The sequence below is a fragment of the Streptococcus sp. 1001283B150225_161107_H12 genome, from assembly GCF_015552665.1.
Lineage (GTDB): Bacteria > Bacillota > Bacilli > Lactobacillales > Streptococcaceae > Streptococcus.
On record NZ_JADNFC010000001.1, the window covers coordinates 601,749 to 615,084 of the forward strand.

11 protein-coding genes are annotated in these 13,336 nt (G+C 42.1%); all 11 read left to right on the top strand.

The genetic code is table 11. The features are described from left to right. Positions 1-353: 353 nt before the first annotated feature. Positions 354-2,147, top strand: coding sequence for a CAP domain-containing protein (locus I2C87_RS02785; protein ID WP_195323889.1), 1,794 nt, complete (start codon positions 354-356; stop codon positions 2,145-2,147). A gap of 527 nt (positions 2,148-2,674) precedes the next feature. After that, on the top strand, positions 2,675-3,418 hold the full coding sequence (locus tag I2C87_RS02790) for a DeoR/GlpR family DNA-binding transcription regulator (protein WP_048716102.1): 744 nt from the start codon (positions 2,675-2,677) through the stop codon (positions 3,416-3,418). Then, positions 3,415-4,326 (top strand): 1-phosphofructokinase, encoded by a 912-nt coding sequence (gene pfkB / locus I2C87_RS02795; protein ID WP_195323890.1) that lies wholly within the window; start codon positions 3,415-3,417, stop codon positions 4,324-4,326. Before I2C87_RS02790 ends, pfkB begins: the two co-directional genes overlap by 4 nt. Then, complete coding sequence (locus I2C87_RS02800; RefSeq protein ID WP_195323891.1) at positions 4,323-6,293, top strand: PTS fructose transporter subunit IIABC; 1,971 nt, start codon at positions 4,323-4,325, stop codon at positions 6,291-6,293. The genes pfkB and I2C87_RS02800 overlap by 4 nt, the downstream gene beginning before the upstream one ends. 297 nt (positions 6,294-6,590) lie before the next feature. Continuing rightward, entirely contained in the window at positions 6,591-6,965 is a 375-nt protein-coding gene (locus tag I2C87_RS02805; RefSeq protein WP_006596301.1) for a DUF1149 family protein, read from the top strand. A 3-nt stretch (positions 6,966-6,968) separates the two neighbouring features. After that, entirely contained in the window at positions 6,969-7,817 is an 849-nt protein-coding gene (locus I2C87_RS02810; protein ID WP_023026856.1) for a DegV family protein, read from the top strand. Positions 7,818-7,826: 9 nt separating this feature from the next. After that, positions 7,827-8,594, top strand: a complete 768-nt coding sequence (dapB, locus tag I2C87_RS02815) for a 4-hydroxy-tetrahydrodipicolinate reductase (protein WP_195323892.1) — start codon at positions 7,827-7,829, stop codon at positions 8,592-8,594. Then, positions 8,591-9,811: a CCA tRNA nucleotidyltransferase gene (locus tag I2C87_RS02820; RefSeq protein WP_195323893.1), complete on the top strand. Its 1,221-nt coding sequence runs from the start codon at positions 8,591-8,593 to the stop codon at positions 9,809-9,811. Before dapB ends, I2C87_RS02820 begins: the two co-directional genes overlap by 4 nt. Continuing rightward, the gene (locus I2C87_RS02825) at positions 9,808-11,679 is read left to right on the top strand and encodes an ABC-F family ATP-binding cassette domain-containing protein (RefSeq protein WP_195323894.1); all 1,872 of its coding nucleotides are present in this window, start codon (positions 9,808-9,810) and stop codon (positions 11,677-11,679) included. Before I2C87_RS02820 ends, I2C87_RS02825 begins: the two co-directional genes overlap by 4 nt. Positions 11,680-11,689: 10 nt before the next feature. Further along, a complete protein-coding gene (locus tag I2C87_RS02830) occupies positions 11,690-12,220 on the top strand; it encodes a DUF308 domain-containing protein (RefSeq protein WP_006597344.1) in 531 nt (176 codons plus the stop codon). Positions 12,221-12,354: 134 nt separating this feature from the next. Beyond that, positions 12,355-13,314: an ROK family glucokinase gene (locus I2C87_RS02835; RefSeq protein WP_195323895.1), complete on the top strand. Its 960-nt coding sequence runs from the start codon at positions 12,355-12,357 to the stop codon at positions 13,312-13,314. The last annotated feature ends 22 nt before the right edge of the window (positions 13,315-13,336 follow it).

Below are 13,336 nucleotides of genomic sequence, written 5' to 3' on the forward strand. Positions count from 1 at the left end.
TTCAACCAGAGAATAGTAGGGTAAAAATATCTGTATAAAGAATGAGTATAGTTCTATGAGTAAAATAAGAAGGTTCTCAAATTATTTGCTATTCAAAACTTTCTGTGCTATAATTTTCACAAAGGAAGAAAAAGTGTCGATACAAAATATGCCGTCATTATCAGTTTTTTAGGCAAAAATATGTGGGAATCTGACTGATGTGTTCATTTTTAAAATAGGCCTTAAAATAAAATGAACGTCTCATTCAGGAGCTCTCTTTACCTATATAAACTGGAAGAATGGTTGAATTACACTTATGCATAGGTTTTTTCATCCTTTTTATTTATAATACTATCCTAATGGAGATTATTGATATGGATAAAAAATATAGATATGTAACTCGGGCTATCTTAGCCTCTGCTGTAGCAGTTCCAGTATTTGCCGCGTCGAATGTTCAGGCTGAGAGCTATAGCTGGAACACCAGTCGTTATATCTACAGTTACTATACTCCAAGTTATGGTTACAACAATTACAACTATAATTACGGCTATAATAACTATGATTATTACTATGGTTATAACAATTACGGCTATAATAATTACAATTATGGCTATAACTATGGTTATAACAATTGGAACAACTACTATGGCTATAACAATCTCACACATGATGAGAATTACATTTACTGGAATGGCAACCACTACTATCGCATGAGTGATGGAAGTTACCGGATCTATCGCAATGGGCAATGGCTACCGTTGACCAATCGTAATAACTCTAGAAATAATCTAGCCAACGATCCTCATTACCTTTATGAGAATGGTTACCATTACTATTTATTAGATAATGGGGATTACTATTACTATCAAAATGGTAAGTGGGTATTTGTGAAGAATTCTAGCGAAACAGAAAATCCTGTAACGCCTGATACTCCGACCCCGACACCAACTCCAACCCCAAAACCGGAGGAACCAAATCCGTCTGATAAACCAGATCAACCGGTGGAACCATCAGAACCAGCTACACCTGAAGATACAGGTAACTTGGTCTTCCCTGAGAATCCGCCATTTGTAGGCGCAGATGGTGAATTCGATCCATTCGCTCCAACTCCTGAGAATCCAGCTGAGCCAAAACCAGAAGAGCCAGTTCAACCAGAAGTACCTGGAAATGACGGATTGGTAACAACTGACCAGCCAAGTGAAAACCAAATTCCACCATACGTTGAAGCACCAGCAGAAGGATTGGAACACCTTCCTTGGGCACCAAATGGTCGTGTACCTAAGTTAGTCTACCCACCTGGTAAGCCTGGATCAGTTGCTTTGCGTAACGATAAGAACTATTACTTTGATGGGACAACTCATTACTACTATGTTCCATCTGATACAGAGGCTACAGGATATTCAGCATACTGGAAGTGGATTGATGGTAAATGGAAACTTCAAGGAATGACAGATCCAAATGACCCTGTCGTCGATCCAAAATTCCATGAAGATGCAAAAGATGACGAGTACGCTTATAGCGATCGTGACTCAAGTGTGAAACTATACTCTACCAATGTAGTAGAAACAGTCAAAGCCGGCCAATCGTTACCGTTCAAAAACGTCGAAGAATTTAAGAACTATGTCATTGAAAAAATGAATCCTAAATTCATTGACAACGCGGGTTGGGATTGTAAAGTTGAGTGGGAAATCGAAGACCCTGAACTTTTTGAACAATCAAAAGAAAATCCTTGGGCAAAAGATTATGTCTTGATTGCTAACTTGAAGAGTGGTGTCGACGAAAAAGACTATAAAGACGTTGAATTTGGTTATGTGAAATTCGTATTCCGTGTGGAAGCGACAGACGATACCAACTATATTTCTTTAGATAAGGCCAAAGAAGCATTTGCTAAAATCAATGAACTAAGAAAAGCTCAAGGCTTGAAAGAGTTGACTTGGTCTGATGATATCTACAACAAGCTTTCTCTTCCAAAAGCAAACCAAATCTCAAGACAATATGATAGCACTGGATTTGTGGCTCGTCGTGAAGAAGACCCAGCAACTGTAGCAACGAAATGGTTCAACAGTGGCTTGCGTGAATTGTTACTAGAACCAAACGCAACTGAAGGAGCTGTAGCCACAGTTGTAAATGGAGATGGTTACTATTACTGGGCTTATAATTATAAATAATGTCTATTCTGGATAAACATCCCAGATTGCTTACATAACATAAAAGAAGGTATCCTAGTGATACCTCAGCTTGAAGATAAAGTCTTCTAAAAAACTTTCCTTAGGTGAGTACGGACGTCAGCGAACTTCTAAGAAGTTCCATGACTTAGTTTTGAATCTAAGGCTTCAAAACTCCCGAGTGCTTGAAACGTAGTGTTTCAAGCACTTTTCTCACGGCGGAAAGTTTTTAATCTTCTTAAATGGCACAATAAGTCATTTTTTTAAAGTACTAGCAGTTTTATTTAAAATAATAGTTTATCTCCATTCAAAGGTATCCTAGTGATACCTTTTTTGTTCTGTCAGAAATTTGCTGCTGAGTTTAAGGGGATGGAGGAATTGATCAAGCGTTAAGTAGCTAGATTTAAAGAGAGAATAATGGACGATTTTGGAGAAAATGAGAGAAAATGAAAGAAATTGATATTTAGTGCTTGACTTTGAAAGATAAGAGAGTATAATAGTCCTTGTAATCGTTTCCGAAAGGAGGTTATATGTTAAAATCTGAACGAAAACATATCATTTTAGAAAAGGTTATCAAAGAGCGAATCGTCTCTATTGAGGATTTGGTTCAAGAGTTAAACTCTTCAGAATCAACGGTTCGGCGCGATTTAGATGAATTAGAAGCTGAGAATAAACTAAGACGGATTCACGGTGGGGCTGAAAGTCTTCATTCCTTACAGGAAGAGGAAAGCAATAAAGATAAAGCAATCAAAAACGTGCAAGAAAAATCTGCTATTGCAAAAAAAGCAGCAGAATTGATCAAAGATTTTGAAGTTGTCTTTATCGATGCGGGAACTACCAATGAATTGTTAGTCCATGAATTGGCCAATCCAACCGTTACAGTTGTGACCAATTCCATTCACCATGCAGCGAGTTTAGTGGAGAGAGATATTCCGACGGTCATCATCGGGGGGATGGTCAAAACTTCGACTGACGCTAGCATTGGCGGGATGGCCTTGAATCAAATCGGTCAGTTAAGTTTCGATCGTGCTTTTATTGGGATGAATGGCGTCGACCTAGAGTCGTACAGCACTCCGGATCTTGAAGAGGGGGCCGTCAAACGGGCCATTTTAGAGAATGCAAAGAATACTTACATTCTCCTGGACTCGTCAAAACTTGGGCGGACATCTTTTGTTAAGGTAGCTCCGGTGAAGAGAGCAACCATCATTACCAATGCTTCAGATACGGAAATCCTTTCTAAATTAAAAGAAAAAACGGAGGTTATTGAGGTTTGATTTATACAGTTACATTAAATCCAGCGATTGATTATATCGTCCGTCTCGATCATGTAGAGACAGGGGCGGTCAATCGGATGGCTTCGGAAGATAAATTCGCCGGTGGTAAGGGAATCAATGTCAGTCGTGTCTTAAAGCGTCTCGATATCGAGAACACAGCGACTGGATTTATCGGTGGTTTCACAGGACGCTTCATTGAAGACGTACTGACCAGCGAAGCTATTTCAACCAACTTTGTGACAGTGGACCAAGATACACGGATCAATGTCAAGATCAAGGCTGATGAGGAAACAGAAATCAATGGGAACGGCCCAGAAGTGACGGAAGCCCAGTTGCAAGAATTGCTCAGCATCCTCTCAAGCTTAACAGCGGATGATGTGGTAGTTTTTGCAGGATCTGCTCCATCTTCACTTGGGAATGCCGTTTACAAACAATTGATCGCAGCAACTCGTGCGACAGGTGCTCAAGTGGTGTGTGACTTTGAAGGGCAAACCTTGATTGATTCCTTGGAGTTCAATCCCCAATTGGTCAAACCAAACAACCATGAATTGGGAGATATCTTTGGAGTTACCTTGACGGAATTACCAGAAATTGAACGTTACGCCAAAGAAATCTTGGCCAAAGGAGCACAAAACGTCATTATTTCCATGGCGGGTGATGGTGCTCTCCTTGTCAGTCCAAGCGGCACTTACTTCGCAAAACCAATCAAGGGTCAAGTGAAGAATTCTGTCGGGGCTGGAGATTCCATGGTAGCAGGCTTCACTGGGAAGCTCGCAACGACGGGAGATGTCATCGAAGCCTTCAAATGGGGCGTGGCTTGTGGCACAGCAACCACCTTCTCAGATGATTTGGCGACAGCTGACTATATTAAAGAAACTTATGAAAAAGTAGAGGTAGAAAAACTATGAAAATTCAAGACGTTTTAAATAAAAACGTGATGTTGTTTGACCTTCAGGCAACAGATAAAGAGGGCGTGATCAATGAGATGGTCCGATCGCTCGTTGACAATGGTGTGGTGACAGATTTTGAAACTTTTAAAACTGGAATCATGAACCGTGAAGCACAAACTTCAACTGGTTTGGGTGATGGAATTGCTATGCCTCACAGCAAAAATGAAGCAGTCAAAGAAGCAACAGTCTTGTTTTCAAAATCAAACAAGGGTGTGGACTATGCATCACTTGATGGACAACCAACAGACTTGTTCTTCATGATCGCCGCTCCAGAAGGAGCCAACGACACTCACTTGGCAGCCCTTGCTGAATTGTCTAAGTACTTGATGAAACCAGGATTTGCGGACAAACTTCGCCAAGCAAGCACTCCTGATCAAGTGATCGCAGCCTTTGATGCAGAAGAGCAAGAAGCTGTAGCTGAAGAAGCGAAAAAAGCAGAAGCAGTTAAAGAAGCAGCTTCATCTGACAAACCGCTTATCGTTGCTGTTACAGCATGTACAACTGGTATCGCCCACACTTACATGGCAGAAGAAGCCCTTATCAAGAAAGGTGAAGAAATGGGTGTTACGGTTCGTGTTGAAACCAATGGTGCATCCGGTGTCGGCAACCGCTTGACAGCTGAAGAAATCGCAAAAGCTGAAGGGGTCATCATTGCAGCGGATAAAGCAGTTGAAACCGCTCGTTTCGATGGCAAAAAATTGATTTCTAAACCAGTCGCAGCAGGTATCCGTCAGACAGAAGAATTGATCCAAACCATCTTGGATGGCAAAGCAGAAGTCTTCCACACTGAAAATGCTGCACAAGCTAGCGCAAGCCAAGAAAAATTGAGCTTGGGTGGAGCCTTCTACAAACACTTGATGAGTGGGGTTTCTCAAATGCTTCCATTCGTTATCGGTGGTGGTATCTTGATTGCCCTTGCCTTCTTGATCGACCAAATTCTTGGAGTGCCTCAAGATCAATTGTCTCAACTTGGTTCATACCATGAATTAGCAGCTCAATTCAAAACAATCGGTGGTGCGGCCTTTGGCTTCATGCTTCCTGTACTTGCAGGTTACATCGGATTCTCAATCGCCGAAAAACCTGGTTTTGTAGCAGGGTTTATCGCTGGATCTATTGCTAGCTCAGGATCAGCATTTGGAAATATCGCCTACGGCGCTGCTAAAGGTGAGTTGCCAGGAGCAGTATCATCTGGTTTCCTTGGTGCCTTAGTTGGTGGTTTCTTAGCAGGTGGAGTGATTCTTGTTCTTCGTAAAGCTCTAGCAGGTCTTCCACGTTCTCTTGATGGTATCCGTTCAATCCTTCTCTTGCCATTACTTGGTGTTGGTTTGACAGGATTCTTGATGTTCCTCATCAATATTCCAATGGCTGCTATCAATACCTCTTTGAACAACTTCTTGACTAGCTTATCAGGTAGCTCGGCAGTTCTTCTTGGTCTCCTTGTTGGTGGTATGATGGCTGTCGATATGGGTGGACCAGTCAACAAAGCGGCTTATGTATTCGGTACAAGTACGTTGACAGCTTCAGCACTTACTAGTGGTGGTTCAACCGTTATGGCAGCCGTTATGGCAGCTGGTATGGTTCCTCCATTGGCAGTCTTTGTAGCAACTGTCTTATTCAAAGACAAATTTACAGAAGAAGAGCGCAACTCAGGTTTGACAAACATTATCATGGGTCTTTCCTTCATCACAGAAGGTGCCATTCCATTCGGTGCAGCTGACCCAGCTCGTGCCATCCCAAGCTTCATCGCAGGTTCAGCATTGACAGGTGCCCTTGTTGGTCTCGCAGGATTGAAACTGATGGCTCCTCACGGAGGAATCTTCGTTATTGCCCTTACTTCAAATCCGCTTCTTTACATCTTGTTCGTATTGATTGGTGCAGTCGTAAGTGGTATCTTGTTCGGATTGCTTCGCAAACCTAAAAATTAATCATATCTAACAGAGGCTGGGACAAAAGTCCTAGCCTTTCAATTGTCTTTTGATTGTCGAGCAAGACGCAGTGGTTGAGTGGGCTCTACTACGCTGATTTCATCAGCTTTTACAGCCCTACTCAACTGTGCGGAGGTGGGACGACGAAATCGAATTCTAACGAATTACCGATTTCTGTCCCACTCTCTTTTCTTCTTTCTGTGATAGAAAACAGTGTGAAAAGACATAGTTCTGCAATAGAATCTTGATTTAATTTGTGGTATAATTTTCATAACGCTTATTTTTAGGAGAACAAGTATGGATATCCAACGTGAAAAAGAATTTGTCAGCCAGTATCATTATGATGCTCGTAACTTTGAATGGGAAAAAGAAAATGGTACTCCCGAGACAAAAGTAGACGTCAACTTTCAATTGATTCAACGCGATACAGAGTTAAAGACAACCTCTTTAATTGTCATTTTGACCTATATGATTGTCTTTGATGGCTTTGTCATCAGCGGGACCATTACCCAAATCAACCACATTCACAATCGTTTAGTCAGCGAGCCAAGCGAATTCAGCAAAGAAGAAGTAGAAGAATTAGCTCGTCCTTGCTTGAATATGCTGAACCGTCTGACCTATGAAGTTACTGAAATCGCCCTTGATTTACCAGGAATCAATTTGGAGTTTTAATGCATGAAATTAGCAGTCATCACAGATTCTTCTGCCTATCTATCAGATGAATCAAGAAGACACGATAATTTATTTGTCCTAGATATTCCAGTTGTCATTGATGGAGTATCTTACGTAGAAGGTAAAAACCTGACAGCAGAAGAGTTCTATCAAAAGATGGAATCTTCGTCTGAACTTCCAAAAACTAGTCAACCTAGTATCGCGGAATTAGAAGAACTCTTGGCGCAACTAGAATCAAAAGGCTATACCCATGTTTTAGGAATTTTCCTATCTTCAGGTATTTCTGGTTTCTATCAGAATATCCAGTATTTGAAGGATGAGTTCCCGAACATGACCATCGCTTTCCCAGATTCTAAGATCACCAGTGCTCCGCTTGGCTGGATGGCTGAAGAAGCAATCAAATGGGCAGGTGAAGGTCGGTCATTTGATGAAATTCTAGCTAATATCCAGATGCAAATCGATGGGACTTCTGCCTACATCATGGTAGATGATCTCAACCATTTGGTCAAAGGGGGCCGTCTTTCTAATGGAGCTGCGATCCTTGGGAATCTTCTCAGCATTAAGCCGATCCTCTATTTTAACGAGGAAGGTGTGATTGAAGTGTATGAGAAAGTTCGTACCGAGAAAAAAGCAATCAAACGTTTAGCTGAGATTGTCAAAGAAGGAACAGCGGATAAAGACTATCAAATCATTATCATTCACGGGAATGCACTGGATAAAGCGGAAACGCTTCGCGATATTCTTCATCAAGATGGTTTTGCTGGTGAGATTCCATTTGCAACCTTTGGCAGTGTCATTGGTACGCACTTAGGAAATCATAGCGTTGCTATTAGTTTTGTACCGAAAATATAAGGAGAAAACATGCCAATTAAAGTAGTGATTGCAGGTTTTAAAGGTAGAATGGGCCAAGCGGCTTATCACATGGTGCTAGAAGATCCTGAGCTTGAACTAGTTGGCTTGATTGATCCCCATGCGTCTGAGAATGAGTTGGCGGGTGTTCCAGTCTTTCATGACAAGGAAGGGATTTTGATGCTGGAAGCGGATGTGTGGATTGACTTCACCATCCCTAAAGTTGCCTATGAGCATACCCGCTTTGCTTTGGAGCATGGATTGGCGCCTGTGGTCGGGACTACAGGATTTACAACAGAAGAAATCACTGACTTGATTGATTTATCTCGTGAGAAGAATATTGGAGGGCTCATCGCGCCAAACTTTGCCATTGGGGCGGTCTTGCTCATGCAATTTGCAGCACAGGCAGCTAAGTACTTTCCAAATGTAGAAATCATTGATTTGCACCACGATAAAAAGAAGGACGCTCCGAGCGGGACTGCTGTGAAGACGGCTGAGCTTATCAGTCAGGTTCGTCAACCGCAAGGGCAGGGTGCGCCGGACGAAGAAGAAAGTCTGCCAGGAGCTCGTGGTGCCAACTACCAAGGGATGCATATCCATTCGGTTCGCTTGCCTGGTCTGGTAGCCCACCAAGAAGTGATTTTCGGTAGTCAAGGAGAAGGATTGACCTTACGCCACGATTCCTATGATCGGGTGTCCTTCATGACAGGGGTTAATCTAGGAGTAAAAGAAGTAGTCAAGCGTCATGAGCTTGTCTATGGTTTAGAACATCTATTATGAGATTAAAAAAACTGCCTTCTGAATTTCAGGAGGCTTTGCCAATATTAGAAAAGATTCGAAAAGCTGGGTATGAAGCTTATTTCGTCGGAGGCTCTGTGCGAGATGCTATTTTAGGTCGTCCAATTCACGATGTAGACATCGCTTCCTCCTCTTACCCAGAAGAGACCAAGGCTATTTTCGAGCGGACCATTGATGTCGGGATTGAACACGGGACGGTCTTGGTTTTAGAGAACCATCAGGAATATGAAATTACCACCTTTCGGACAGAGGATGTCTATGTGGATTATCGGAGACCCAGCTCGGTAAGTTTTGTGCGCTCGCTAGAAGAAGATCTCAAGCGCCGAGATTTTACTGTCAACGCCTTTGCTTTGAGTGAAGAAGGGGAAATCATTGATCTTTTCAATGGTATGGAAGATTTGGACAATCGAATTTTAAGAGCTGTTGGAGTGGCAACAGAACGCTTTAATGAGGATGCTCTTCGGATTATGCGTGGATTTCGTTTTCAAGCCAGTCTTGGCTTTGATCTAGAAGAAGAGACCTTTAAAGCTATGACAGATTGCGCCCCCTTGCTAGAAAAGATCTCTGTCGAGCGTGTCTTTATTGAGTTAGATAAGCTCCTCTTAGCTCCTTATTGGCGAAAGGGCTTAGAAGGTCTGATTGCTAGTCATAGCCATCAGTATCTTCCTCTCTTACAGAATAGTCGTTCGTCACTAGAGAAACTTTTCCAACTGAAGATGGACTATAACTTTACGAGTTCAGAGCAAGCATGGGCTGCCTTACTCTTGACCTTAGATGAGAATAAGGTTTCTGCTTTTTTCAAGAAATGGAAAACGTCTCGTGACTTCGCTAAGAAGGTGGAGCAGTTGGTTGAAATCTACCGCTTACGTGAAAAGGCTCGTTTAAATCGTCGGGACGTCTACCGCTATGATAAGTCTCTGCTCTTATCAGCGGAAGAACTACGTCAGGCTCATGGATTGCCTGTAGATTTCCAAGTTATTGAGGAATTGTATGATTCTCTAGCTATTCATGATAAGCACGAAATCGTAGTCAATGGTGGGTTGTTGATCAAGGAATACGGCTTAAAACCAGGTCCAGCTCTAGGACAAGTGATTTCTGCCATTGAATGGGCCATTGTAGATGGAGAATTAGAGAATGACAAAGAAGCGATTGGAGATTTTTTGAGCGACTATCTTGAAGCTAAGAAGGGGGAAGCATGAGCGATTTTATCGTTGAAAAACTAACCAAGTCCGTCGGGGACAAAACGGTCTTTAAAGATATTTCTTTCATCATTCATGAGCTGGATCGGATTGGACTAATCGGGGTTAATGGGACAGGGAAAACAACTCTCTTAGATGTTTTATCGGGTCGTTCAGGCTATGACGGAGATCGTTCTCCTTTTTCTGCAAAGAATGATTATAAGATTGGCTATCTCACCCAAGAACCTCAATTTGATGATAACAAAACTGTCCTCGATACAGTGCTGTCAGAAGATGTGAAAGAACTCCAATTGATTCGTCAGTATGAACTGTTGACGAGCCAGTATGATGAGAGTCAGCAAGCTAAACTGGAAAAAGTGATGGCAGAGATGGATTCTCTCAATGCATGGGAAATTGAAAGCCAGGTCAAAACAGTTTTAACTAAACTGGGGATTCAGGATTTATCTGCTAAGGTTGGTAGTTTGTCTGGAGGGTTGCGTCGCCGTGTCCAGCTAGCTCAGGTTCTCCTAGGAGACCATGATTTGCTCCTGTTAGATGAACCGACCAACCATTTGGATATTGATACCATCGAATGGTTGACCAATTTTCTTAAAAACTCTAAGAAAACCGTTCTTTTCATCACCCATGACCGTTATTTCTTGGACAATATTTCAACTCGAATTTTTGAACTGGACCGTGCTGGTCTAGTTGAATATCAAGGGAACTACCAAGATTATGTCCGCTTGAAAGCTGAGCAGGACGAGCGAGATGCGGCTCTTCTTCATAAGAAGCAGCAACTGTATAAGCAGGAATTGACTTGGATGCGTCGGCAACCGCAGGCGCGTGCTACTAAGCAACAGGCGCGGATCAATCGTTTCCACGACCTCAAGAAGGACCTATCTCACCAGACTACAGAAACAGATCTGGAAATGTCCTTTGAAACTAGTCGAATCGGAAAGAAAGTCATTGAATTTCGAAATGTTGATTTCGCCTATGATCAAGGGCCGATTCTGCAGCAGTTTAACCTATTGGTTCAAAACAAGGATCGGATTGGAATTGTAGGTGATAATGGTGTTGGGAAATCGACCCTGCTCAATCTGATTGCCGGGAAACTCCAACCGACTACTGGAAAGGTCGTTATCGGAGAAACGGTACGAATTGCTTACTTCTCGCAGCAGATCGAAGGTTTAGATGAAAGTAAGCGGATGATTAACTTCCTACAAGAAGTAGCAGAAGAAGTCAAGACTAGTGCAGGATCTACATCGATTGCGGATCTACTGGAACAATTTCTCTTTCCGCGTTCGACCCATGGCACCTTGATTGAGAAACTTTCTGGTGGGGAGAAGAAGCGTCTTTATCTCTTGAAACTTCTCATCGAAAAACCTAATGTCTTGCTCTTGGACGAACCGACCAATGATTTGGATATCGCGACCTTGACAGTGTTAGAGAACTTCCTACAAGGCTTTGGTGGGCCAGTCATCACCGTTAGCCACGATCGTTATTTTCTAGATAAGGTTGCTTCAAAAATTTTAGCTTTTGAAAATGGTGGCATCCGCGAATTCTTTGGAAATTATACGGATTACTTAGATGAGAAAAAGTTTGAGCTAGAAATGGTTGTCGAAAGTAGCAAACCTGAAAAAGAAAAGGTAGTCAAAGTCCGAGAAGAGAAGAAACGGATGAGCTACCAGGAAAAGCAGGAGTGGGCGACCATTGAGAGTGAGATTGAAGAGATTGAAAACAAAATCGCAGCCATTGAGACTGAGATGAATGAGAATGGTTCTGACTTCGGTAAGTTGGCCAGTCTCCAACGTCAGATGGATGAAGAAAACGAGCGGCTCTTAGCCAAGTATGAACGGTATGAGTACTTGAGTGAGTTGGCAGAAAACTAAAGGAGGAAGAATGCATCATATTAGCAAATACAGTCTGTTATTGTCATCATTTTTATTTTGTGGCATTGGTTTTATTCTCTTTGTGAATCCAATCGAAAAAATTGCCACCTTTAGTTGGTTGATTTCTCTGGGCTTTTTCTTGATTTCAGTTTCGCGCTTATCACGTTACTACCGTCTACGGACCCAAGCGACCTTGTCGGATCCCTATTTATTTCAAAGTGTGGTCTCTCTAGTCTTTGCAGTCTATCTCTTACTATATGGCTACAAGACCTTGCCAATTGTCTTTCCGATCACACTCGGTATTTGGCTCTTATATAAGTCTGCTTTGAGTTTGAAAAAGGCCCATTACCTTTCCAAACGATCTGAAGAATTATCCAAGAAATTTACATTTTGGGGGCTTATTCAACTGTTTACAGGATTGTTTCTCATTGTTAGTCCTCTATCTATTAGTGTTTTCTTATTACATATTTTGGGATTGTTCTTCTTCATAATTGGCGTTCAATCCTTGAGACTCTTTTTAAAACTTCATAACGAAGAGTAAAGAAATCTGTCTGTGTTTTTGCAGACAGGTTCTTCTTTTGCAAATGAAATTGAGAGAATTCTTGAAAAACAATTGAAACCCTTTTCACATTTTGGTATACTAGTGTCAAGAGAATAGGAACAAAGGAGTATAAAATGTCCAAAAAAATTATTGGTATTGACTTAGGTGGAACATCTGTCAAATTTGCCATTTTGACGCAAGAAGGAGAGATTCAAGAGAAGTGGTCTATCAAGACCAACATCCTTGACGAAGGAAGCCACATCGTTCCTGATATCATCGCTTCCATCAAACACCACTTGGAGTTGTTAAACTTATCCGCAGAAGATTTTATTGGAATTGGGATGGGTTCTCCTGGTGCAGTGGATCGCTTCGAAGGAACGGTCGTTGGAGCATACAACCTCAACTGGAAAACCGTACAACCCATCAAGAAAGATATTGAATCTGCCTTGGGAATTCCTTTCTTCATCGATAATGATGCCAACGTAGCTGCCCTTGGGGAACGCTGGAAAGGTGCCGGTGAAAATCAACCAGATGTCGTCTTCATGACACTTGGAACTGGTGTTGGTGGCGGTATCGTTGCGGAAGGAAAACTCTTGCACGGTGCTGGTGGTGTAGCTGGTGAGCTAGGCCATATCACAGTAGACTTTGATCGTCCGTTTGATTGTACCTGTGGTAAGAAAGGTTGCTTGGAAACAGTTGCTTCAGCGACTGGTATTGTTAATTTGACTCGTCGCTATTCAGATGAATATGCAGGAGATGCGACCTTGAAACGTCTCATTGATGATGGTGAAGAAGTTACAGCTAAGACAGTCTTTGATCTTGCTAAAGATGGAGATGAGTTGGCCTTGATTGTCTACCGTCATTTCTCTCAATACTTGGGTATTGCTTGTGCCAACATCGCTAGTGTCTTGAACCCAGCCAACATCGTCATTGGTGGTGGTGTATCAGCAGCTGGTCAATTCCTCTTGGATGGGGTTCAAAAGGTCTTTGATGAAAATACCTTCCCACAAGTTCGGACATCAACCCAACTGGTGCTTGCTAATCTTGGAAATGATGCAGGTGTCATTGGAGCTGCGTCACTTGTCCTACAATAGAATCATACAGAAAGAGTTCTAA

What these genes read in the sequence shown, in the direction of transcription:
- I2C87_RS02825 (WP_195323894.1), top strand. Translation starts at nt 9,808, where the DNA reads ATGAGCGATTTTATCGTTGAAAAACTAACCAAGTCCGTCGGGGACAAA.
- I2C87_RS02785 (WP_195323889.1), top strand. Translation starts at nt 354, where the DNA reads ATGGATAAAAAATATAGATATGTAACTCGGGCTATCTTAGCCTCTGCT.
- I2C87_RS02820 (WP_195323893.1), top strand. Translation starts at nt 8,591, where the DNA reads ATGAGATTAAAAAAACTGCCTTCTGAATTTCAGGAGGCTTTGCCAATA.
- I2C87_RS02830 (WP_006597344.1), top strand. Translation starts at nt 11,690, where the DNA reads ATGCATCATATTAGCAAATACAGTCTGTTATTGTCATCATTTTTATTT.
- I2C87_RS02810 (WP_023026856.1), top strand. Translation starts at nt 6,969, where the DNA reads ATGAAATTAGCAGTCATCACAGATTCTTCTGCCTATCTATCAGATGAA.
- I2C87_RS02805 (WP_006596301.1), top strand. Translation starts at nt 6,591, where the DNA reads ATGGATATCCAACGTGAAAAAGAATTTGTCAGCCAGTATCATTATGAT.
- I2C87_RS02835 (WP_195323895.1), top strand. Translation starts at nt 12,355, where the DNA reads ATGTCCAAAAAAATTATTGGTATTGACTTAGGTGGAACATCTGTCAAA.
- I2C87_RS02790 (WP_048716102.1), top strand. Translation starts at nt 2,675, where the DNA reads ATGTTAAAATCTGAACGAAAACATATCATTTTAGAAAAGGTTATCAAA.
- I2C87_RS02800 (WP_195323891.1), top strand. Translation starts at nt 4,323, where the DNA reads ATGAAAATTCAAGACGTTTTAAATAAAAACGTGATGTTGTTTGACCTT.
- dapB (WP_195323892.1), top strand. Translation starts at nt 7,827, where the DNA reads ATGCCAATTAAAGTAGTGATTGCAGGTTTTAAAGGTAGAATGGGCCAA.